The following is a 21,254-nucleotide window of genomic DNA, read 5'->3' as shown; positions in this document are numbered from 1 at the left end:
TTATGAAAGTCAAACTGCTGGCTCATACTCCCGAGCCGGAAAAGCTGATTGCGGCAGCAGCAAAAAACTGCTACTCTTCAAGCAATATTGACAACGTACTCGAGGGATTGACAGAGGAAAAGACAGAGAATTTTGTCAATATGCTCTCCGAGATCGGTCACGAGAGTCCTATCGAGCATGTTTCCTTCACCTTCGCCATCGAGGGCGTTTCGCGCTCGCTGCTGGCGCAGATCACCCGTCACCGCATGGCATCCTTTTCGGTGCAGAGCCAGCGCTATGTACGCGAGAAGGGCTTTGAGTATGTTCTTCCGCCCGAGATTGATAAAATCCCGGCCGCACGGGAAAAATTCATTCAGGCAATGGAGGACGATCAGCGCACCTACGAGGAACTGACCGCCGCACTGATGGAAGGGTATCTGAAGGAACTGCTTGAGCAGGGTATTCCTGAAAAGGCAGCTCGCAGCAAGGCCGAAAAGCACGCAATCGAGGACGCACGTTATGTGCTGCCGAACGCCTGCGCGACCCGTATCATGATGACTGCCAACGCCCGCAGTCTCAAGAACTTTTTCCGTCTGCGCTGCTGCAGCCGCGCACAGTGGGAAATCCGCGAGCTCGCAGAACAAATGTACCGACTGGTCTACGCTGTTGCGCCGACGCTGTTCGGACACTGCGGTCCGGCCTGTGTTGACGGTGTCTGCACAGAGGGCAAAATGTCCTGCGGCAAGGCGGCCGAAGTCCGCGCGCACTACATGAAACTGCGCGGAGAGGGAAAGTAACCCTCGCAAAAACAGAAAGGATTTTTATGCTTCCGTTTCGTGAAATAACTTTAGAAGATAAGGCTGCGGTCGAAAAATGCGGCTCGCATTATAATTATCATCTGTGCGAGCGCTGCTTTGTCGACCTGTTCATGTGGCGCAGCCATTACAATACCAGAATCTGCTTTCTGGATGGATTTTTCCTGATCAAAATGTCACCGCTCGACGGCGGTCACGACTGCTATCTTGCACCGGTCGGCAATGGCGACCTCGGCGCGGCGCTCGATGCGCTTGAGCAGGATGCCGCCGAACGCGGTATTCCGTTCGTGATCGTATCAGTCGCGGAACCGATGATCGAGCGCATCGAAGCGGTACGTCCGGGAAAATTCGCCTTCTCGCACGACACCGAGGACGGAGATGACTATATCTATCTTGCCGAAAAGCTCTCGACGCTCTCCGGAAAAAAGCTCCAGAGCAAGCGCAATCTTGTGAACCGGTTCAAGACTGCCTATGAGAACCGCTGGAGTTATGAAGATATGACAAAGGACAACATCAAGGACGCTTTTGCGTTCCATGTCCACTGGTGCAACCTGAACGGCTGCGCCCATGAGCGCGATTTCGAAGGGGAAACCTGTGCGATCGTACAGGCTCTCCACAACTTCGATTATCTGAATCTGCGTGGCGGCCTGCTGCGTCTGGACGGCGAGGTGATTGCGTTCACCTTCGGCTGCAAGGCAACGCCGGATATGTATGTTGTCCAGATTGAAAAGGCCGATCACACAATCCAGGGCGCATATCAGATGATCAATCAGCAGTTCGTGCAGCGCAACTGCACGGATGTGATGTATGTTAACCGCGAGGAGGATCTTGGCCTTGAGGGGCTGCGCAAGGCAAAAAAATCCTATTATCCCGTTATGCGCGGCGTGAAATATATGGCTGTACCAAAGGAGTGAGGATAATATGATCCGATTTGCCGAGCAACGCGATCTCCCGGCGATTTATTCACTCTGGGAAACCTGTTTTCCGGACGAAGGTGGATTTAACGGCTACTTTTTCTCACATCTCTATGAACCGCAGCATACGCTGCTGCTCATGCAGGAAAACACCCTGTGTGCGATGCTCCAGATGCTCCCGTACACACTTTCGGTCAACGGAGAGCTGCGCGAGATCACCTATATCTATGGCGTATGCACGCATCCTTCCCACCGCCGCCGCGGTTATGCCGCCGAGCTTCTGGAACGCTCCTTTGCTCTCGATAAAGAGAAGAACAGAGCGGCTTCGATACTCATTCCTGCAGAAAAATGGCTGTTCGAGTTTTATCGTCCGTTTGGCTATGCCGAGACATTCTATCTCTCGCGCCGCTCACTGACGCGAACAGCAGGGGAGTTCGAACTGCCGCGCCGTCTCAGCGACGCGCACATCCCACAGATCAACGCACTCTACGAAGCCTCGTGCCCGCCGCTTCATATCACGCGCAGCCGTGAGGAATGGAGCCGGCAGATCGCAATGTTCGATGCGCTCGGTGTCGGCGTTTACGGCTGGTTTGACGGAGCCGCACTCACCGCTTATGCTTTCTGCTGGGAGGATACCGCACAGGAAGCCATCGGACTTACTGCAAACCGGGAAAGGGGACTGCTGAATGCGCTCAGCCGGGAAACGCTCACTGTCACCGCCCCCGGCTCAGAAACCGCCCTCGGCGTTGCCAAGTGGCATGATAGGTCGTGTGCGGATAACGGATATATCAATCTTATGCTCAACTGAAAGGTGTGACAGCAATGGTATATGTATTACTGGCTGAAGGCTTCGAGGAAGTCGAAGCGCTGACCCCGGTCGATCTGCTCCGGCGCGCAGGCGTTGAGACCAGACTCGTCGGCGTAACCGGCGAAACGGTCTGCGGTGCGCGCGGCATCAGGGTCGTGACCGATCTGTCAATGGATGATATCGACCTTGCGCAGGCTGACATGATCGTGCTGCCGGGCGGCATGCCCGGTACGACCAATCTGTACGCAGACAAGCGTGTGACCAGCGCAGTCCGCGCGATGTACGATGCAGGGAAATATGTTGCTGCAATCTGCGCGGCGCCGTCCGTTATCCTCGGCGGCATGGGGCTGCTCAAGGGCCGCAGGGCGACCTGCTACCCCGGCATGGAGGACGGCATGGAGGGGGCTGAAGCGGTGCCGGCCACCTGCGTCACTGACGGAAAGATCATCACCGCCTGCGGTGTCGGCGGTGCGCTTGATTTCGCCTGCGCACTCATTACCGCACTCATCAGCCGCGAAAAGGCGGATGAAATCGCCCTTTCGGTCGTGTATCATGCTGCAAACTGAAAAGCAGCAGCTCCGCCGGTACTACCGTGAGGCACGCCGCACACTCTCCTCTGATGAAAAGAGGTTTATCGATTGCAAAATTTCGGATAATCTTCTGAAAAGTGATCTGTACCGTGATGCCGCCTGTATTTTCTGCTACGTCTCCACAAGCGATGAGATTGGAACCGCCGCCATTCTGAAGCAGGCGCTTACAGACGGAAAAACGCTCTGCGTGCCGCTGTGCGGCAGAGCCGGGGAGATGTCTGCGCGGCGCATTCTCTCGCTGGATGAACTGAAAAGCGGTGCCTACGGCATTCCGGAGCCGTCCTCCGGTGCACCGGAAATCCCGCCTGACGGAATTTCGCTCGTCATTGTTCCTGCGCTCTCGTGCGACAGAAACGGCTACCGTCTCGGCTATGGAGGCGGCTATTACGATCGTTTTCTTGCCCGGACCCGCGCTGTAGCTGCGGCTCTATGCGCGGAGAGCCGCCTGACGGACGAGCTTCCGCGTGAGCCGTTTGATCTTCCGTGCAACTACATCATTACTGAAAGGCAGGTGCTGCACACGAATGAAAAATAGAACAGCACTTTTATCAGGTCTCAGCCTCTTTGTCTGCTTTTGTCTGCTGACAGGTCTCAGCCGGCTCATCATTCGCTATGTCGGCATCAGCCCGCCTCTGCTGCTGCTCGCGGAGGTGCTTTCCTTTGCGCTCCCGGCGCTCCTTGCGTACTATGCTGCGGAGGATCGAACCGCGATCAAGCACAGACTTGGATGGAAGATGCCGCCAAATGGCGGACTTCTGTTCGCCATTCTGCTCGGCATTACGACCGCGATGTTCGCTCTTTCGACCAATATTGCACTCGGCTCACTCATCGGACAGGCGAACGGTGATTTTTTTGCTGCGGCACTGCCGCTGGCCCAGTCCCGGTTTGGTGCGCACGGCGTGTATTTTGTATTCGCCGCTGCAGCAGCCTTAGTCGAGGAGCTCTTTCTGCGCGGTGTGCTCATGCCCATTCATGAGGAAGGCGTTGGCACTTCGGCCTGCCTTCTGTTTGCCGGTCTTACATTTGCGCTGCTTCAGGGCGATCCGCTCCGCATGATCGGTGCTTTCGCTGCCGGCTGTGCCTTCGCTTATACCGCCTACATTTTCGACAGCGTGTGGCCTGCTGTTATCGCGCATCTGGCAGGAGGTCTTTATCTGTCGGTCACCATGTGGATGACCGATGTTTATGCACCGTTCGGAATCGCGAACTACTTTTTCGCCTGCAATCTGCTTGGCCTGCTGCTGTTCCTGTACCTGACCGTGCGTACTGCGCAGGGAATGCTTGTGCGCGATTCGGTGCCGCATTTCGTCAAGAGCGCCGGTCTCTACGATCTGTGGCTTCTTATGCGAAATCCGGGGGTTCTCGTATTCGCTGTCGCATTTGCGGCAAAAATCGTTTTGGATATGATCGGCTGAGCCGGTCGGGATGTTTCGAGGTGAATTATGGATTACGATAAGTACGATAATCAGGAAAATCAGGAAGTCCGCCGCAAGCGCCGCCGCAGCAGACGGCATAAGAACAGCGGCTGCGCCGGCACGATGGTCTATGTCATCGCGGTCGTCGGCGCGTCGCTTGTCATTTCGCTTGCAGCGATCTTTACTGCAAACGACGTCTTTGCATTCGTCAAGGACAACGCCATGCAGCAGTTCTATGTTTCCGAGAACACAAAGCTCGCTGATCTGGCAAAAGATCTGGACAAGCAGGGGATTATCAATTACGGTACGGTTTTCAAGGCGTATCTCGCCGTCAAGGGCGACTCTGCCGACGATGTGCTCGCCGGTGAGTACCAGCTTAACCCCAGCATGGACTACGGTCAGATCATCGACAAGCTGACCAATTCTTCTTCGTCTGATACGCTTCAGATCACGATTCCCGAGGGTTACTCGGTCGCACAGGTACGCCAGCTTCTGCTTGACAACCATGTCTGCACCGCAGATGCGCTCGACAAGGTGCTCAACCAGTACCCGTTCAAGCATGACTTCCTGCAGGACGAGAAGCCGGTCGAGGAAGGATGGCTCGAGGGTTATCTGTTCCCGGATACCTATGAGATCTACAAGGGCAACGGCTCGGTCGTCGATACGGTCAATAAGATGCTCAATAATTTCGCTTCGCGCTATGGCTCGGAGATCACAGACGGAGCCAATGAGCTCGGCCGTTCCATGCACGACATTGTCACTGTCGCCTCGCTTGTCGAGCGCGAAGCGCAGCGCGATGATGAACGTGCGCGCATCGCGGGCGTTATTTACAACCGTCTGAACAATTCGAGCGAATTCCCGTATCTTCAGGTGGACGCATCTGTCCTGTACGGTCTCGGCCGTACGAGCGGCAAGCTCACCGACGAGGATCTCAAGAGCGATTCCCCGTACAACCTTTATACCGCGGAAGGCCTGCCTCCCGGACCGATCTGCAACCCGGGCTATGCCTCGCTTTACGCTGCAAGCCACCCGGAGAGCCATGATTATTACTATTATGTCGCAATGCCCGATGGCAGCCACCTGTTCGCAAGCAGCTATGAGGAGCATCAGCGCAACATTGCGACCTCGAACGCTGCACAGGCACAGGCCGCAAGCGAAAACACGGACCAAAGCACGGAGGTAAGCGGTGAATAAGATTCCAGAGCTTCTTTCACCTGCGGGTGATCCCGAAAAAATGCGCTTCGGCATTGCCTACGGCGCCGATGCAGTCTATATGGCCGGTCAGCGCTTCGGAATGCGCGCGGCAGCGGCGAACTTCGATGACGAGGCACTGCGCCGCTGCATCGCTGAGGCGCACGCACACGGCGTAAAATGCTATATTACCGTCAATATCATGCCATCGTGCCGCGATCTTCCGGCGCTGCCCGCCTACCTTGAGCTGCTCCAGGACGCAGGCGCGGACGCGATGATCGTCGCTGATGTCGGCGTGATCCGCATGGCGCAGAAATACGCTCCCGGAGTTCCGCTGCACATCTCGACCCAGACCAGCATTCTCAACCCCGAGGCTGCAAACTTCTGGGCGGACATAGGCGCTGAACGCGTCGTCCTCGCACGCGAGCTCTCGCTCGAGGAGATCGCTGAAATCCGTGCCAAGACGCCGAAAGCACTGGAAATCGAGGCATTTGTCCACGGCGCAATGTGCATTTCCTATTCCGGCCGCTGCCTGATCTCGCAGTACATGACCGGCCGTGATGCAAACCACGGCGCGTGTGCACAGCCCTGCCGCTGGAATTACTCCCTGATGGAGGAAAAGCGTCCCGGCGAATTCTTCCCGGTCGAAGAGGACAGCCGCGGTACCTATCTGTACAATTCCAAGGATATGTGCATGATCGAGCACATTCCGGAGCTTATCAAGGCCGGCATCGATTCCTTCAAAATCGAGGGCCGCAACAAGACCGCGTACTACACGGCTTGCGTGACCGGCGCATACCGCGCTGCGGTCGATGCTTATCTTGCCGATCCTGAGCACTATGTCATGCCGCAGTTCTGCCTTGATGAAGTAAACAAGGTCAGCCATCGGGAGTATTACACAGGCTTTTACTTCGGTCCTTCTGCCAACGGTCAGCACTACGGCGACAGCCAGTATATCCGCGATTATGAGGTCGTGGGTATGCCGGTCGACTGCCGTGAGGACGGTACAGCCGTGTTCGCCCTCAAGAACCGCTTCTTCAAGGGCGAAGAGCTGGAGCTGCTTCAGCCGGGTCACGCACCCTATAGCTTCCACGCCGAGGCTGTGAACGATGACGGCGAAGCGCTTGACCTGTTCAATGTGCCGCAGATGAAGGTTCACTTTCAGTTCCCGTTCGCAGTTGACCGCTATGCCATCCTGCGCAAAAAGAAGGAACGTCCTGAATAAAGCAAAACATCCTGCCGCGGAGTCTTTTACGACTCACGGCAGGATGTTTTTTTATGCTCAATGCTCCGCCCAGTCAAGCGAGCGTCCGACCGCCTTGTCCCATCCATTCAGCAGCCTGCTGCGCTTCTCATCCTCCATCGAGGGAGCATAAAGTGTATCGCAGCGCCACAGCTCCTTGAGTTCGTCCCTGCTGCTCCAGACGCCGGTTGCCAGGCCTGCAAGATAGCACGCGCCGAGCGCAGTCGTCTCGCGGATGACCGGACGACGTATCGTGCAGTTCGAAATGTCAGCCTGAAACTGCATAAGAAAGCTGTCACGGCTCGCGCCGCCATCCACCGAAAGGGAAGATAGGGCCACGCCCGTATCGCGTTTCATGGCCGTCAGCAAATCGTTCACCTGATAGGCAATCGACTCCTGTGCCGCACGGATGATATGCTCGCGCGTCGTGCCGCGCGTCAGTCCGATCAGACAGCCGCGTGCATACATATCCCAGTGCGGTGCACCGAGGCCGGTGAACGCCGGAACGAGATAAACGCCGCCGGTATCCTTCACCTTGCACGCATAGTATTCCGCATCCCGGCTTTCCGAGAAAAACCGCATCTCATCGCGCAGCCACTGAATGACCGCACCGCCGACAAATACGCTGCCCTCAAGCGCATACTGCGTTTCGTCTCCGATACGAATACCGATCGTTGTCAGCAAACCGTTTTCACTTTCACAGGCTGTCGTTCCGGTATTCATCAGCAGGAAGCAGCCGGTGCCGTAGGTGTTTTTGGCGTCGCCGGCGTTAAAGCAGGTCTGGCCGAACAATGCTGCCTGCTGATCGCCTGCAATGCCGGCAATCGGGATCTCACCATTAGGCAGAGAAACATAGCCGTAAATCTCGCTTGACGAGCATACGCGCGGCAGCATTGCCCGAGGAATATCGAGCGCCGTCAGCAGTGTGTCGTCCCAATCGAGACTGTGAATATCAAAGATCATCGTGCGCGCAGCATTAGTGGCATCCGTGATATGTACTCTGCCGCCCGTGAGCTTCCATACCAGCCACGAATCCACCGTTCCGAACAGGATCTCGCCCTTCTCAGCCTTCTCCCGTGCGCCCTCCACATGATCGAGTAGCCATTTGATCTTCGTGCCCGAAAAATATGCGTCCGGGACAAGACCGGTCGTGCGGCGGATATGGTCGGACAGACCGCTCTCCACCAGCCCGTCCACGATGTCTGCGGTGCGGCGGCACTGCCATACGATAGCGTTATGAATGGGACGGCCGGTCATTTTATCCCAAAGGATCGTCGTCTCTCGCTGATTGGTAATGCCGATACCGGCCACATCGGCAGGGGAGATATCCGCCGCCGCAAGCACTTCAAACATAGCCGCGTACTGCGTAGACCAGATCTCCATCGGATCCTGCTCAACCCATCCTTCATGCGGATAATGCTGCGTCAGCTCGTGCTGACGGATTGCAAGAATATTCTGTTCGCTGTCAAAAAGTATTGCTCTTGAACTCGTTGTGCCCTGATCAAGGGCCAGTATATACTTTCCCATGACGGAAAACTCCTCTCCTTCGCTTTTGCGCAATACCGCAGATTTCCGTAAAACGCGCCTGTTCAGGGATGCCGTATTGCTCTGTTTTTTCCCTTTACCCGTGCCTTTATCATACTCTGCGCAGCGTATGCTTGTCAACTGCGGCTGGCGCCTTAATAATATTCGTTGCAACAGGCTGCAAAATGTGATATGATTAAAATAAGTATGAGGATATATCCCTTATGTTCAAATCAAAAGCATTAAAGAGGAAAGCGCAATGAATGAATATACTGTAATCGGCATAGTCGTCGCCGCCTTCATCCTGGCCGGCGTGCTGTCCTACTTCTTTACGCCGCCCGTCAAACGGTTCGCGCACAAGGTTGGTGCGATCGATGTACCAAAGGATAACCGCCGCATGCACAAGGAACCGATTCCGCGTCTTGGCGGCCTTGCGATTTTCGGCGGCTTCCTTTGCTCCATTCTGGTATTCGGTCAGCTGGACCAGACCATGCTGTGCGTACTGCTCGGTGCAACGATTATTGTAGCGCTCGGCATCTTCGACGATGTTCTCGCACTCGGTGCAAAGCTCAAATTTATCGTACAGATCATCGCGGCGGCCATTCCGGTCTGTGTCGGCGGCCTGCAGATCAGTCTTTTCACCAACCTCAATCCGTTTTCGGATGCGCCGTTCTGGCATCTTGGCTTTCTCGCCGTTCCTGTTACGATCATCTGGATCGTCGGCATTACAAATGCGGTCAATCTGATCGACGGTCTGGACGGTCTTGCTGTCGGTGTATCGTCTATCGCCGCAATCACCATGCTCGCTGTTGCGCTTTTGACCGATAATATGGCAATCGCCATCACAATGGCCGCCCTCACAGGCGCCTGCATCGGCTTTATGCCGTACAATCTTAATCCTGCAAAGATCTTCATGGGCGACACCGGTTCGACCTTCCTCGGTTATATGCTCGCAACCGTGTCCATCATGGGTCTGTTCAAATTTTACGCCGTCATCTCGTTTGCTGTGCCGTTTCTTATTCTCGGCCTGCCGATCTTCGATACGGCAAACGCGATCATCCGCCGTCTTGCGGAGGGCCGCAGCCCGATGAGCCCTGACCGCGGTCACGTGCATCACAAGCTGATCGACATGGGCTTCAATCAGAAGCAGGCGGTCGCTATTCTTTACGCAATCAGTGCAACGCTCGGTCTTACCGCCGTCGTGCTCACCTCGTCGGGTGAGGTAAAGGCTGTCGTACTGCTTGCCGCAGTGCTTGCAGCAATTCTTGTCGGCGCATGTATTATCTACGGTGCGGAACACTGGGGCAAGCATCCGCAGGAGCAGAAAAAACACAAAAACGAGGCTGCACAGGAGGAGAAAAACAAACATGAATAAAATCAAGGTAATGACTGTATTCGGTACGCGCCCGGAAGCTATCAAAATGGCTCCGCTCGTGCATGCGCTTGAGCAGAACGAAAACACCGAGTCCATCGTGTGCGTTACCGCACAGCATCGCGAAATGCTCGATCAGGTTCTTGATATTTTCGGCATCAGGCCGGATTATGACCTGAATATCATGCAGCCGCGTCAAACGCTCGCTACCATCACCGAAAAGAGCCTGCACGGTCTGGATGAGGTGCTCGAAAAGGCGCAGCCGGACATTGTTCTCGTCCATGGCGATACCTCGACCACTTTTGCCGGCGCACTCGCAGCGTTCTACCACAAAATCCCTGTCGGCCATGTTGAGGCCGGTCTGCGCACCTACGACAAATATTCGCCGTTCCCTGAGGAAATGAACCGCAAGCTGACCGGTCAGATCGCGACGCTACACTTTGCTCCGACTCCTCGCAACCGTGACAATCTCGCCCGCGAGGGCATCACTGAGGGCGTTTCTGTCGTCGGCAACACCGTCGTCGACGCGATCCACATGACCGTCAAGCCGGATTTTGCATTCCGTGATGAGCAGCTGAAAAAGCTCGACTTCGAGAACAACCGTGTTGTCCTTGTCACGGCTCACCGCCGCGAAAACTACGGCGAACCGATGGAGAATATCTGCCGTGCGATTGCTGAGCTGAGCGAAGCATATCCGGATGTGCACTTCGTTTATCCGGTTCACCTCAGTCCGTATGTGCGTGAGACCGCAGAAAAGTTCCTTGGCGGCAATGACCGCATTCATCTGATTCATCCGCTGACCGTTGACGAGATGCACAATCTGATGGCGCGCTGCTTCATGATTATGACCGACTCCGGCGGACTTCAGGAGGAAGCGCCGAGTCTCGGCAAGCCGGTTCTGGTCCTGCGCCGCGAGACCGAGCGTCCGGAAGCAATCGAAGCCGGCACAGTCAAGCTTGCGGGCGTTGAGCAGGCCGATATCGTAAAGCTCGCACGCGAGCTGTTCGAGGACGAGACTGCTTACGCAAGGATGGCGCATGCCGTCAATCCCTACGGCGACGGAAAAACCTCGAAGCGCATTGTCGAAGCGATCGAGCACTATTTCGGTCTGCGCGAGGACGGTCCGGCACCGTTCAACCCGTGAGAAAGCGAAAAGTCCTCTCTGCGCCTATGGCAGCCGCCATCTGTGCAGGCGTTCTTGTGTCGCTCCTGTTCCTGAGCTACATCATGTCCTCCGGTCTGCTGCATCGCCGCGACACAGGCATCACGCTGCCGACAGGGGAGGCTGACACGCCGGTCGTCACCGCCGACAGTCAGCTGCTGACTGCGCAGAGCGTTGCAGATGTTGATATCACGACCGATAACGTCCAGCATGTGATTGCGTCTCTCACGCGCCCTGAGGCATACAGCTGCACCATCGAAAACAAACTGTATTATACCGGCGGCTCATCCTCTCTCCGCTGCCGCCGCTATGTTCGCGACGGCGTCATCCGCACGGATACCCTGACCGAGAGCGGCGCTGTCCGCTCCTCGATCATCCGCAGAGGCGATACCATCTATTCCTGGAACGCTGACAGTTCGGCAGTCTATGAGGGCAGGGCAGGCAGTTTTTCTGATGACGCCTCTGCCATGCTGCCGACCTATGAGGATGTGCTCGCAGCAGGCGTTACACCGCTTTCTGCCGGCCGCACATCCACAGACAGCGAACCGTGCATCATCGTCAGCTTTGATCTGGACGGCTACCGCTGCGCTTACAGCGTGTCTGCGTCCTCAGGACTTCTCAAAAGCGCATCGTTCTATTCGGGCGATACGCTCACCCGCTCGGTCTCTGTCTCCGGACTTTCGACCGAAGCCCCCGACAAGGTATATTTTACCCTGCCCGGAGGGAAAACACTGTTAGGAGAGTAACCATTCAATATGTCAGAATACTTAAAAATTTCCGAGGAAATCCGTGCGCTCGGCGCTGAAGCCGAACGTGAAATCCGTCCTTATTTTTCCCGTATTGAGGAAATCTGCGATCGGAATACCGAAAAGGTGCTCGCCGCCTTCGCAAAGAACCGCGTTTCCGACAATCTGTTCGCCGGTACGACCGGCTATGGCTATGATGACTACGGCCGCGATACGCTCGACAAAATTTACGCCGACATCTTCGGCACGGAAGCTGCTCTCGTGCGCATCGGCTTTGTCAACGGCACGCATGCCCTGTCCTGCGCAATGTTCTCCGCAGTAAAGACCGGGGACACCGTTCTGTCCGTTACCGGACCGGCGTACGACACCCTTCAGAATACCATTACCGGCGATTACTGCGGCAGCATGAAGAGCTACGGCATCGGCTATAAACAGGTCGATCTGAAGGACGGCGTTCCCGATCTGCCTGCGATCCGTGAGGCGGCAAGGGACGAAAACGTTAAGCTCGTATTCATTCAGCGCAGCCGCGGCTACGCCGTGCGCAAGACGCTTTCCGTCGAGGAGATCGGCAAGGTCTGCGAGGTTGTGCGTGAGGTCAACCCGTGCGCTGCCATTATGGTCGATAACTGCTACGGAGAATTCACCGAAACGATCGAACCGACGCAGGTCGGCGCAGACATCATCGCCGGTTCGCTCATCAAAAACCCCGGCGGCGGTCTTGCCCCCACGGGCGGCTATATTGCCGGCCGCAGAGATCTCGTCGAAAACGCATCCTACAAGCTGACCGCGCCCGGCATCGGCGGCGAATGCGGCTGCACAATGGGGCAGAACCGTCTGCTGTTTCAGGGTCTGTTCATGGCGCCGCACATTACCGCTCAAGCGCTTAAAACTGCGATTTTCTGTGCGAAGGTGATGGAGAAGCTCGGCTACGAGGTTAGCCCCAAGGCAGAGGAGCCGCGCTATGACATCATCCAGACGATCGCATTCGGCAAACCCGAACCGCTGCGCCGCTTCTGTGAGGGCATTCAGTCCGGCGCTCCGGTCGATTCCTTCGTTACGCCCGAACCCTGGGCAATGCCCGGCTATGACGATCCCGTCATCATGGCAGCCGGCGCATTTGTGCAGGGCGCATCCATCGAGCTTTCTGCCGACGCGCCGATGCGCGAGCCGTATGTCTGCTATATGCAGGGCGGTCTGACCTACTCCTCCGGCAAGGCCGGCATCCTGCTTGCGGCCGAAAGAATCAAGACCGAACTGCAAAATTAACGCCGCAGCTTTAATGATTCGGTATTGCCTTAAAGACAGCAGCAGATGATCCGACAGGGATGAGTGCTTCTTGCATTCATCCCTGTCTTTATCATGATACATATTGCAAAATACACACGTTTGTGCTATAATATCTGAACTCGGAATTATTTTTCCGTTTTTACATTGGCAAAGGACCTGTTATGATCATTCTTGGCATAGACCCCGGCTACGGCACGATCGGTTACGGTGTCGTCCGGTTCGATAATATGAAATTCACCGCTATCCAGTACGGTGCCGCGAAAACTGCGCCGGGCACGCCCATGCATCTGCGTCTGTGCGAGATCTATGACGATATCTGCACGCTTGTGGATACATTCCACCCGGATGAGGTTTCGATCGAGGAGCTTTTCTTTTCAAAGAACATCACGACCGGCATTCAGGTTGCGCAGGCACGCGGCGTTATTCTGCTCGCACTCGCGCAGAAGGGGCTGCATCCGGTCTCCTATACACCGAATCAGGTCAAGATGGCGGTCGTCGGCTACGGCAACGCAGAAAAAAAACAGATGATGGAAATGACAAAGAGCATTCTCCATCTCACAAAGCTCCCGCGGCCGGATGATGCGGCGGATGCACTCGCGCTTGCGATCTGCCACGGTCATTCCAGACAGGCTATGCGATATGAGGGTTTATAATTTATGTTTTATTATGTTGACGGAACGGTAAGCGTCCTTCAGACGGGACTTGCCGTAATCGACTGCGGCGGTGTGGGTTATGCCTGCCATGCTTCGCAGAATACAATCAGCAGGCTGAAAATCGGCACGAAGGCCCGTCTGCTGACCTATCTCAATGTGCGCGAGGGGATTTTCGAGCTGTACGGCTTTATCGACGAGGAGGAAAAGTCCTGCTTTGAGATGATGATCGGTGTTTCCGGCGTCGGTCCCAAGGCAGCGCTTTCCATTCTTTCGGTCGCGCCGCCCGACCGGCTTGCGCTCTCGATCATCACCGGCGACGAGAAAATGCTCACACAGGCGCCCGGCATCGGAAAAAAGATCGCGCAGCGCATCGTTCTGGAGCTTCGGGACAAAATGAGCAAGGAGCAGCTTGAAGGTGCTTCCGCTGCTTCGCCTGTGGCCGCAGCAGATCTCTCCGGCGGCGTAAACCATACACAGGAAGCCGTTGCGGCGCTCATGGTGCTTGGCTATACGCAGGCTGAAGCACTCCACGCAATGAAGCAGATCGACACGGCCGGCATGGAAGCGGACGAAATCATCCGCCAGTGTCTCAAGAAACTTGTTAAGCAGTAATAAGGGAGAGTGTTCCTTTGAGTATTGAATTTTCCGGCGGCATGGCGGATGATGAACGCATCATCTCCACCCGGCAGCTGTCTGAGGACGAGACCGAAAATTCGCTCCGCCCCAAGACGATGGCGGATTACATCGGTCAGACCAAGGCCAAGGAAAACCTGAGCGTATATATCGAAGCCGCAAAAATGCGCGGCGAGTCGCTCGACCATACGCTTCTGTATGGTCCTCCCGGCCTCGGCAAGACCACGCTCGCCGGTATCATCGCCGCCGAAATGGGTGTCAACATCCGCGTCACAAGCGGCCCTGCCATTGAAAAGGCCGGAGATCTTGCCGCTTTATTGACAAACCTCTCAGAAAATGATATTTTGTTTATTGACGAGATCCACCGTCTCGACCGTGCGGTAGAGGAGATCCTTTATCCGGCCATGGAGGACTACGCGCTCGATATCATCATCGGCAAGGGGCCCTCTGCCCGCTCCATACGAATCGACCTGCCGCGCTTTACGCTGATCGGCGCAACAACCCGTGCAGGTCAGATGACCAGTCCGCTGCGCGACCGCTTCGGCGTCATGCTCCGTCTCGAGCTGTATTCGCCCGAGGAGCTTTGCAGTATCGTTGAACGTTCGGCAGGCATTCTGAACGTCCCTTGCGAGCACGAAGGCGCATATGAAATCGCCCGGCGCAGCCGCGGCACACCTCGTATTGCCAATCGTCTGCTGCGCCGTGTGCGCGATTTTGCGCAGGTTCGCGGCACGGGTACCATTGACAAAAAGAGCGCAGACATCGCGCTGCGCGCACTGGAAATAGACGAACTCGGTCTCGATAATGTCGATCGGCGCATGCTTCAGAGCATCATGCTCAACTATGGCGGCGGACCGGTCGGGCTGGACACTCTCGCTGCGACGATCGGCGAGGAGGCCATTACTCTTGAAGACGTTTACGAGCCGTATCTCATGCAGATCGGCTTTCTCAGCCGCACGCCGCGCGGACGATGCGTGACGATGCAGGCATACCGGCATCTTAACATGGAGCCGGCTGACGGACAGCTAATGCTGTAAACCGGGGCATGTCCCCATGTCGTATCAACAGGAAAGATAGGTGTTTCATATTGGGTAGATACTTTGGAACGGACGGCGTCCGCGGCGTTGCAAATCTTGAGCTTGACGCACTGCTCGCATTTAAGATCGGTGCAGCCGCTGCATATACGCTCACACAGGAGTCCGCGCACGGCAAAAAGGCCAAGCTTCTGATCGGCAAGGATACGCGCATTTCCTCGGATATGCTGGAGAACGCGCTCGTAGCGGGCATTTGCTCGGTCGGCGCAGATGTAGAACTGCTCGGCGTTATCCCGACGCCGGCTGTCGCGTACCTCACCATCAAGCACAAGGCAGATGCTGGTATTGTCATTTCTGCAAGCCACAATTCGTTCGAATACAACGGCATCAAGATCTTTGCAGGCAACGGCTACAAGCTGCCGGATGCTACCGAGGCAAAGATCGAGGATCTGATCGATGACTTTGAGTCCATTCCGCGCATGACCCATGACAGGATCGGCCGTGTGCTCAAGAGCGAGATTGACCCGGTCGTTGAGTATACCAACCATCTTGCGGAAACGATTTCCGGTGACCTGTCCGGTCTGCGAGTTGCTGTCGACTGCGCGAACGGTTCGTCCTCCACGACGGTAGAGCGTCTGATGCGACTGGTCGAGTGCAAGGCTGAAATCCGCTTTTATGAGCCGGACGGCGTAAACATCAACGATAACTGCGGCTCTACCCATCTGGGACAGCTCAAGGAGCGCGTCCGCCGCGGCAGCTTCGACCTCGGTGTCGCATTTGACGGTGATGCCGACCGCTGTCTGATCGTCGATGAAACCGGCGAAGAGCTGGACGGTGACCGCATCATGGCGGTATGCGCAGCACACATGAAAAAGCAGGGCAAGCTGCGCGGCGGCGCTTTTGTTGCGACCATCCTGTCCAACATGGGCCTGCACGCTTATGCTGAAAAGAACGGCATGAAGATCGAGTGCTCGAATGTCGGCGACCGTTATGTTCTTGAAATGATGCTCAAGAAGGGATATATTCTGGGCGGCGAACAGTCCGGTCATGTAATTTTCCTGGAGTATGCTTCCACCGGTGACGGTGAACTGACCGCGCTTCAGTTCATGTCCATCCTCAAGGAAAGCGGCCGAAAGTGCTCGGAAATTGCAGCGGAAGTCGTTCCGTGGCCGCAGGTTATGATCAACGTCAAGGTACCGAACGACCAGAAGGCAACGCTTCAGGAGAAGCCGGAGATCAAGGCTGACATCGAAGCAGCTGCCGCCGAGCTTGGCGACAACGGCCGAATCCTCGTCCGTCCGTCCGGCACAGAGGCGCTTGTCCGCGTCATGGTCGAGGGAAAAGACAGCGCGCAGGTAGATACTTTGGCAAAAAGGGTTGCCAAAACGATTGAGTCTGTCGTATAATAGAGATAAGAACCAATGGGGTGGATGTGGTTTCGCATCCACCTCGTTTGTTACAGGCGGCGGAATTTTTCCGTCTGCCAAATACAGCCACGCTGCGGTGCGTCCGCCGGACGCGCGGCAATATACCAGCAGGGAGGTGAGACCAGTTTGACATACAAGTTCACAACAAGCTAAAGCGCCAGAACTGCGATGCAGCCGGTATCGCAGTTGACGAGGAAAGGGTTAATCGAAATTTCGGCGGATGCCCTTCGGCCACAGGTGGGTTGGTCGTCAGCAGGCTGTTAAAGCACACAGGTGACTGTGCGGACAGAGCAGCTATGCATTACGCACTATTTTTATGCCCAAATCCGGGTATGCAAATTTTTCTTTTTGATTTTAACTGTTTGATAAATATATTCCGTTTTGGAGGAGTAAACTGATTATGTGTGGAATTGTTGGTTTTACGGGACGCGAAAATGCGCTCCCCATTCTGATCAAGGGTCTGTACAGTCTGGAATACCGCGGCTATGACTCTGCCGGTATCGCCGCATTCACCAAGGAAGGCCTGCGCGTCGTAAAGACCCGCGGCCGCATCGCTAACCTCGAAGAGAAGATCCGTGAGGTTGGCTGCGATATGAAATGCACCTGCGGCATCGGCCACACCCGCTGGGCGACTCACGGCGAACCGTCCGACCGCAACTCTCATCCGCATCTCGGCGGCAAGGGCAAGGTTGCAGTCGTTCACAACGGCATCATTGAAAACTACAAGGAACTGCGCGAACGCCTTGAAGCGCATGGTTATGAGTTCAAGTCCGAGACCGACACCGAAACCGTTGCGCATCTTGTCGACTATCTGCACACCGGCAAGCAGGAGGATCTTGCAAAAACCGTTCTGGCTGCCGTGCAGCGTCTGCGCGGCTCTTACGCACTCGGCGTTGTATCTATGGATAATACACAGGAAATCGTCGCAGCGCGCCGCGGCAATCCGCTCGTCATCGGTATCGGTGAAGGCGAAAACATGATCGCATCTGATATCACCGCTATTATCAGCCGTACCCGGAAGTTCATCATTCTTGACGACAATGAAGTAGCGATCGTACGTCCGGATGAAGTCATTGTCATGAACGAATTCGGCGACAAAGTCGAAAAGGAAGTTCAGACCGTCAACTGGGATATGTCCGCAGCAGAAAAGGGCGGCTATCAGCACTTCATGCTCAAGGAGATCATGGAACAGCCTAAGGCTGTTACGGATACCGTGACCCCCCGTATCAAGAACAATGCCGTTTGTTTCGAAGACAACGGACTGACCGATGAGCGTCTGCGCGACATTGAAAACATCCACATCATCGGCTGTGGCTCTGCGCTGCATGCAGGCATGGTCGGCAAGCGCGTCATCGAGGCAATGTGCCGTATCCGCTGCTCGGCCGAGGTCGCAAGCGAATTCCGCTATGAAAACCCGATCATCGGCAAAAAGGATATGTGCATCGTAATCAGTCAGTCCGGTGAGACAGCTGATACGCTTGCTGCAATGCGTCTGGCGAAGCAGGCCGGTGCATTCACCATCGCGATTGTAAATGTGGTCTCCTCTACGATCGCACGCGAAGCTGATGGTGTCCTGTACACCTGGGCCGGCCCGGAGATCGCTGTTGCAACGACCAAGGCTTACTCCGCGCAGCTTGCCGCGCTGTATCTGATTTCCGTAAAGATTGCGCGCGTGCGCGGTCTGATCTCGATCGGCGACGAGCGTGCGCTCTGTGCTGAGCTTCAGCGGCTGCCGGAATGCATCACCGAAGCGCTCAAATGCCAGCCGGATATGCAGCGCATCGCTACGCTGTATGCAAACCGTCCCAGTGTCTTTTTCCTCGGCCGCGGTCTGGACTATGCCGCAGCTCTCGAGGCATCCCTTAAGCTGAAGGAAATTTCCTATATCCACTCTGAGGCATATGCGGCGGGCGAACTGAAGCATGGCACGATTTCTTTGATCGAGGATGGCACTCTCGTTGTTGCTCTGGCAACCCAGCCCGCACTGTTTGAAAAGACGGTCTCCAATATCCGTGAGGTCGTTGCACGCGGCGCCTCTGTCGTCCTGGTAACAACGGATGACTTCACCGGTGACGAATCTGTCTGCCAGCATATTATCCGCCTGCCCAAGTGCCTGTACGAATTTTCTGCTTCGCTTTCGATCATCCCAATGCAGCTTTTTGCATACTATGTTGCAGTTGAGCGTAACTGCGATGTGGATAAGCCGCGTAACCTCGCCAAGTCGGTTACAGTTGAATAAGCCAATTTTATTGTTGTTTTTGCACAAACCATACCAGTCGTTTTAAGTGAAAATAGTAGATTTGTCGATATTTTCTTGACATTTCCAGTTAAAGCGCATATAATATTTATCGACATGAGAAATAATGAATCAACACTCCTCTCCCCGGAAATGTCCGACGAGACTTTGTGCCGTCTGGCGCAGCAGTCGAACGGCTCTGCGGCGGAGGATCTGGTCAAAAGGTATACCCGTCTGGTCAAGACCTGCGCACGCCCCTTTTTTCTTGCTGGAGCAGACGCAGAAGATGTGATCCAGGAGGGGATGCTCGGACTGATGAAAGCGATACGGGAATTTGACAGCACCAAAGGCGTTCCATTCAGCGTATTCGCCAGACTGTGTATTCAGCGGAAAATATATTCCGCAACACGCTCTGCATCAGCTCTTAAGCATCGGCCGCTGAATCAGTCCATGTCATTAGATCGACCTCTGTTTGAAGACCTTGCGGAATCGCACACACGGGTAACGGCACCGATAGGTGATCCAGAATCGCTGGTGATTGGCAATGAGGAGAGGGAAGAGCGCACTAGGCAGCTCTACTCGCTCTTGTCTGAATTTGAGGCAAACGTTTTGACATTATTTCTGGACGGTCTCTCCTATGAGGAGATGGCGGAAACGCTCGGAAAGCCCGTCAAATCGGTGGAAAACGCCATCCAGCGCATCAAGCGAAAATCGGCTAAGATCAATCCCTGTTAGGCGATTACAGGCCTCAGCCTGTTCGCAATATAATCCAAGTTCCCCAGCGAACGCAATCAAAGAGAGGTAAAAGGAACATGTACGAAGACAAGACTTTAGTATGCAAGGAATGTGGTAAGGAATTTGTATTCACTGCCGGCGAGCAGGAATTCTACGCAGAGCGTGGTTTCCAGAACGAGCCGCAGCGCTGCAAGAGCTGCCGCGACGCACGCAAGAACGCTGCTCGCGGTCCGCGTGAGTTCTTTACCGCAACCTGTGCTTCCTGTGGCGGCGAGGCTCGCGTTCCGTTTGAGCCGAAGTCTGACCGTCCGGTTTATTGCAGCGAGTGCTTTGCAAAAATGCGCGAGCAGTAATATTGTAACGCTGAAAGAGCAATAAACGACACGATAAAAAGCGCCAGCAATGATTTTCTCATTGCTGGCGCTTTTTCTTTTACTTGTAAATTGCAATAACAAATCGAACACCGATCAGGGAGTTAGTCCGCGGCACCATGGAGAAAACCCTGAACGAGCCGCTGAAAAGGGAGGCTGAGTCGCTGACGCAGGCCCTTACGTCCATTCTGCGGTGTAAAGAATCCTTACACAATGCCCGACCGCAGTCCGGCAGTTCCGCTCGAAGCTCGAAGTATGTACGGGACACATCTTCTTAACCATCTGACCGCCGATCGAACCCGCCTGACGGCTGGTCAGATCGCCGTTATAACCCTGCTTGAGGTTGACGCCGACCTCGCTTGCAGCCTCCATCTTAAACTGATCCATTGCGGCGCGTGCTTCAGGTACCATGCCCTGATTGGAACCGTTTTTCGTGTTAGTCATAACTTTGATCTCTCCTTTACGATTTGTGTGTTGTGGCTTGCTGATAGTATGTTGCGCAAAAATAATAGCGATATAAGTTGAAAAATGTGGCGTACCTGCCGGAAACCGCAAAAAGAAAACAGAGTTTTACAGATTTTGCAGAGACTTATCGTCTTGCGTACTGCATGCTGAATAAAGATGTTGCACTGCTGTGAGCTTATCATCTTTTTTTCGCTCGTTTTCATCAGAATTCTTGACAGAATAGCGATTGGATGATAGTATAATTGAATGGATACTCATGTATCACGGGAGGGATTTTGTTGGCTGTCAGACATAAGCGCGCGGATATGGATTGCTGCGAAGAACACATTGTTCATATGGATGCGGTAGAAACTGCGCGCAGGCAGATGCCGGATGATGATATCACGACCGCAGCGTCTGATTTTTTCAAGGCGTTTTCCGATAAAACACGCCTGCGTATTCTGACAGCGCTGGTATCGGCGGAACTTTGCGTCTGCGATATCGCGACACTGCTCGGCATGAGCCAGTCGGCAATTTCCCATCAGCTGCGTTTTTTAAAACAGGCCCGTCTTGTAAAGAGCAGAAAAAACGGAAAGACCGTATACTATGCCTTGTGTGATGACCATATCCAGACGATACTGGCGCAAGGTATCGCACATGTGCAGGAGGGATAGA

Annotated in this window: 22 protein-coding genes; 20 read left to right on the top strand and 2 right to left on the bottom strand. The window is 55.0% G+C overall.

Going from position 1 to position 21,254, the window contains the following annotated elements:
- The first annotated feature begins 2 nt into the window (after positions 1–2).
- Genes thyX through H8S02_RS05525 form a run of 8 tightly spaced genes read left to right on the top strand, consistent with a single transcriptional unit; the run spans position 3 to position 6,937 of the window.
- Positions 3–776 carry an FAD-dependent thymidylate synthase gene (gene thyX / locus H8S02_RS05560; protein ID WP_186969675.1) on the top strand — a complete coding sequence of 258 codons (774 nt, stop codon included), beginning with the start codon at positions 3–5 and terminating at the stop codon, positions 774–776.
- Between the two features lie 26 nt (positions 777–802).
- The gene (locus H8S02_RS05555; RefSeq protein ID WP_186969674.1) at positions 803–1,708 is read left to right on the top strand and encodes a DUF2156 domain-containing protein; all 906 of its coding nucleotides are present in this window, start codon (positions 803–805) and stop codon (positions 1,706–1,708) included.
- 7 nt (positions 1,709–1,715) lie between these two features.
- The gene (locus H8S02_RS05550; protein WP_186969673.1) at positions 1,716–2,516 is read left to right on the top strand and encodes a GNAT family N-acetyltransferase; all 801 of its coding nucleotides are present in this window, start codon (positions 1,716–1,718) and stop codon (positions 2,514–2,516) included.
- Positions 2,517–2,530: 14 nt separating this feature from the next.
- Positions 2,531–3,082, top strand: coding sequence for a DJ-1 family glyoxalase III (locus tag H8S02_RS05545; protein ID WP_186969672.1), 552 nt, complete (start codon positions 2,531–2,533; stop codon positions 3,080–3,082).
- On the top strand, positions 3,069–3,641 hold the full coding sequence (locus tag H8S02_RS05540; protein ID WP_186969671.1) for a 5-formyltetrahydrofolate cyclo-ligase: 573 nt from the start codon (positions 3,069–3,071) through the stop codon (positions 3,639–3,641). Before H8S02_RS05545 ends, H8S02_RS05540 begins: the two co-directional genes overlap by 14 nt.
- Positions 3,631–4,521, top strand: a complete 891-nt coding sequence (locus H8S02_RS05535; RefSeq protein ID WP_186969670.1) for a CPBP family glutamic-type intramembrane protease — start codon at positions 3,631–3,633, stop codon at positions 4,519–4,521. The genes H8S02_RS05540 and H8S02_RS05535 overlap by 11 nt, the downstream gene beginning before the upstream one ends.
- Positions 4,522–4,548: 27 nt before the next feature.
- Entirely contained in the window at positions 4,549–5,715 is a 1,167-nt protein-coding gene (gene mltG, locus H8S02_RS05530) for an endolytic transglycosylase MltG (RefSeq protein ID WP_186969669.1), read from the top strand.
- The gene (locus H8S02_RS05525; RefSeq protein WP_330601929.1) at positions 5,708–6,937 is read left to right on the top strand and encodes a peptidase U32 family protein; all 1,230 of its coding nucleotides are present in this window, start codon (positions 5,708–5,710) and stop codon (positions 6,935–6,937) included. Before mltG ends, H8S02_RS05525 begins: the two co-directional genes overlap by 8 nt.
- A gap of 57 nt (positions 6,938–6,994) precedes the next feature.
- Here H8S02_RS05525 and glpK read toward each other — a convergent pair whose 3' ends face one another.
- Positions 6,995–8,482 (bottom strand): glycerol kinase GlpK, encoded by a 1,488-nt coding sequence (gene glpK / locus H8S02_RS05520; protein WP_186969668.1) that lies wholly within the window; start codon positions 8,480–8,482, stop codon positions 6,995–6,997.
- Between the two features lie 256 nt (positions 8,483–8,738).
- On the opposite strand from glpK, the gene H8S02_RS05515 reads away from it, so the two are divergent.
- The 11 genes from H8S02_RS05515 to H8S02_RS05465 all read left to right on the top strand — a co-directional run bounded on the left by H8S02_RS05515 (position 8,739) and on the right by H8S02_RS05465 (position 20,117).
- Positions 8,739–9,854: an MraY family glycosyltransferase gene (locus H8S02_RS05515; protein ID WP_118684704.1), complete on the top strand. Its 1,116-nt coding sequence runs from the start codon at positions 8,739–8,741 to the stop codon at positions 9,852–9,854.
- A complete protein-coding gene (wecB, locus tag H8S02_RS05510) occupies positions 9,847–10,995 on the top strand; it encodes a non-hydrolyzing UDP-N-acetylglucosamine 2-epimerase (protein ID WP_186969667.1) in 1,149 nt (382 codons plus the stop codon). The genes H8S02_RS05515 and wecB overlap by 8 nt, the downstream gene beginning before the upstream one ends.
- A 26-nt stretch (positions 10,996–11,021) precedes the next feature.
- The gene (locus H8S02_RS05505) at positions 11,022–11,759 is read left to right on the top strand and encodes a hypothetical protein (RefSeq protein WP_186969666.1); all 738 of its coding nucleotides are present in this window, start codon (positions 11,022–11,024) and stop codon (positions 11,757–11,759) included.
- A gap of 9 nt (positions 11,760–11,768) precedes the next feature.
- Positions 11,769–13,025, top strand: coding sequence for a methionine gamma-lyase family protein (locus H8S02_RS05500; RefSeq protein ID WP_186969665.1), 1,257 nt, complete (start codon positions 11,769–11,771; stop codon positions 13,023–13,025).
- 182 nt (positions 13,026–13,207) lie between these two features.
- Positions 13,208–13,699 carry a crossover junction endodeoxyribonuclease RuvC gene (gene ruvC, locus H8S02_RS05495; RefSeq protein ID WP_118684696.1) on the top strand — a complete coding sequence of 164 codons (492 nt, stop codon included), beginning with the start codon at positions 13,208–13,210 and terminating at the stop codon, positions 13,697–13,699.
- A gap of 3 nt (positions 13,700–13,702) precedes the next feature.
- Positions 13,703–14,311, top strand: a complete 609-nt coding sequence (ruvA, locus tag H8S02_RS05490) for a Holliday junction branch migration protein RuvA (RefSeq protein WP_186969664.1) — start codon at positions 13,703–13,705, stop codon at positions 14,309–14,311.
- Positions 14,312–14,328: 17 nt separating this feature from the next.
- The gene (gene ruvB / locus H8S02_RS05485) at positions 14,329–15,369 is read left to right on the top strand and encodes a Holliday junction branch migration DNA helicase RuvB (protein ID WP_118684692.1); all 1,041 of its coding nucleotides are present in this window, start codon (positions 14,329–14,331) and stop codon (positions 15,367–15,369) included.
- 50 nt (positions 15,370–15,419) lie between these two features.
- Positions 15,420–16,772 (top strand): phosphoglucosamine mutase, encoded by a 1,353-nt coding sequence (glmM, locus tag H8S02_RS05480; protein WP_186969663.1) that lies wholly within the window; start codon positions 15,420–15,422, stop codon positions 16,770–16,772.
- Between the two features lie 421 nt (positions 16,773–17,193).
- Positions 17,194–19,032: a glutamine--fructose-6-phosphate transaminase (isomerizing) gene (glmS, locus tag H8S02_RS05475; RefSeq protein ID WP_186969662.1), complete on the top strand. Its 1,839-nt coding sequence runs from the start codon at positions 17,194–17,196 to the stop codon at positions 19,030–19,032.
- A gap of 150 nt (positions 19,033–19,182) precedes the next feature.
- Positions 19,183–19,764 (top strand): sigma-70 family RNA polymerase sigma factor, encoded by a 582-nt coding sequence (locus H8S02_RS05470; RefSeq protein WP_243166426.1) that lies wholly within the window; start codon positions 19,183–19,185, stop codon positions 19,762–19,764.
- A 77-nt stretch (positions 19,765–19,841) separates the two neighbouring features.
- Positions 19,842–20,117 carry a zinc-ribbon domain containing protein gene (locus H8S02_RS05465; protein WP_118684684.1) on the top strand — a complete coding sequence of 92 codons (276 nt, stop codon included), beginning with the start codon at positions 19,842–19,844 and terminating at the stop codon, positions 20,115–20,117.
- 195 nt (positions 20,118–20,312) lie between these two features.
- Here H8S02_RS05465 and H8S02_RS05460 read toward each other — a convergent pair whose 3' ends face one another.
- Complete coding sequence (locus tag H8S02_RS05460) at positions 20,313–20,579, bottom strand: alpha/beta-type small acid-soluble spore protein (protein ID WP_186969660.1); 267 nt, start codon at positions 20,577–20,579, stop codon at positions 20,313–20,315.
- A gap of 356 nt (positions 20,580–20,935) precedes the next feature.
- Here H8S02_RS05460 and H8S02_RS05455 point away from each other — a divergent pair, with 356 nt between their 5' ends.
- Entirely contained in the window at positions 20,936–21,253 is a 318-nt protein-coding gene (locus H8S02_RS05455; RefSeq protein WP_272884571.1) for an ArsR/SmtB family transcription factor, read from the top strand.
- Position 21,254: the final 1 nt, after the last annotated feature.

The organism is Agathobaculum hominis, assembly GCF_014288055.1.
In the GTDB taxonomy this organism is placed as follows: Bacteria; Bacillota; Clostridia; order Oscillospirales; family Butyricicoccaceae; genus Agathobaculum; species Agathobaculum hominis.
The sequence above is the reverse complement of the archived record's forward strand: the minus strand, read 5'-3'. Positions and strand labels throughout refer to the sequence as shown.

Coding starts and splice junctions, on each gene's coding strand:
- H8S02_RS05465 (WP_118684684.1), top strand. CDS start 19,842: ATGTACGAAGACAAGACTTTAGTATGCAAGGAATGTGGTAAGGAATTT.
- H8S02_RS05515 (WP_118684704.1), top strand. CDS start 8,739: ATGAATGAATATACTGTAATCGGCATAGTCGTCGCCGCCTTCATCCTG.
- wecB (WP_186969667.1), top strand. CDS start 9,847: ATGAATAAAATCAAGGTAATGACTGTATTCGGTACGCGCCCGGAAGCT.
- H8S02_RS05550 (WP_186969673.1), top strand. CDS start 1,716: ATGATCCGATTTGCCGAGCAACGCGATCTCCCGGCGATTTATTCACTC.
- H8S02_RS05505 (WP_186969666.1), top strand. CDS start 11,022: ATGGCAGCCGCCATCTGTGCAGGCGTTCTTGTGTCGCTCCTGTTCCTG.
- mltG (WP_186969669.1), top strand. CDS start 4,549: ATGGATTACGATAAGTACGATAATCAGGAAAATCAGGAAGTCCGCCGC.
- thyX (WP_186969675.1), top strand. CDS start 3: ATGAAAGTCAAACTGCTGGCTCATACTCCCGAGCCGGAAAAGCTGATT.
- H8S02_RS05535 (WP_186969670.1), top strand. CDS start 3,631: ATGAAAAATAGAACAGCACTTTTATCAGGTCTCAGCCTCTTTGTCTGC.
- H8S02_RS05540 (WP_186969671.1), top strand. CDS start 3,069: ATGCTGCAAACTGAAAAGCAGCAGCTCCGCCGGTACTACCGTGAGGCA.
- H8S02_RS05455 (WP_272884571.1), top strand. CDS start 20,936: ATGGATGCGGTAGAAACTGCGCGCAGGCAGATGCCGGATGATGATATC.
- H8S02_RS05500 (WP_186969665.1), top strand. CDS start 11,769: ATGTCAGAATACTTAAAAATTTCCGAGGAAATCCGTGCGCTCGGCGCT.
- ruvC (WP_118684696.1), top strand. CDS start 13,208: ATGATCATTCTTGGCATAGACCCCGGCTACGGCACGATCGGTTACGGT.
- H8S02_RS05460 (WP_186969660.1), bottom strand. CDS start 20,579: ATGACTAACACGAAAAACGGTTCCAATCAGGGCATGGTACCTGAAGCA.
- H8S02_RS05545 (WP_186969672.1), top strand. CDS start 2,531: ATGGTATATGTATTACTGGCTGAAGGCTTCGAGGAAGTCGAAGCGCTG.
- glmS (WP_186969662.1), top strand. CDS start 17,194: ATGTGTGGAATTGTTGGTTTTACGGGACGCGAAAATGCGCTCCCCATT.
- ruvA (WP_186969664.1), top strand. CDS start 13,703: ATGTTTTATTATGTTGACGGAACGGTAAGCGTCCTTCAGACGGGACTT.
- H8S02_RS05555 (WP_186969674.1), top strand. CDS start 803: ATGCTTCCGTTTCGTGAAATAACTTTAGAAGATAAGGCTGCGGTCGAA.
- H8S02_RS05470 (WP_243166426.1), top strand. CDS start 19,183: ATGTCCGACGAGACTTTGTGCCGTCTGGCGCAGCAGTCGAACGGCTCT.
- glpK (WP_186969668.1), bottom strand. CDS start 8,482: ATGGGAAAGTATATACTGGCCCTTGATCAGGGCACAACGAGTTCAAGA.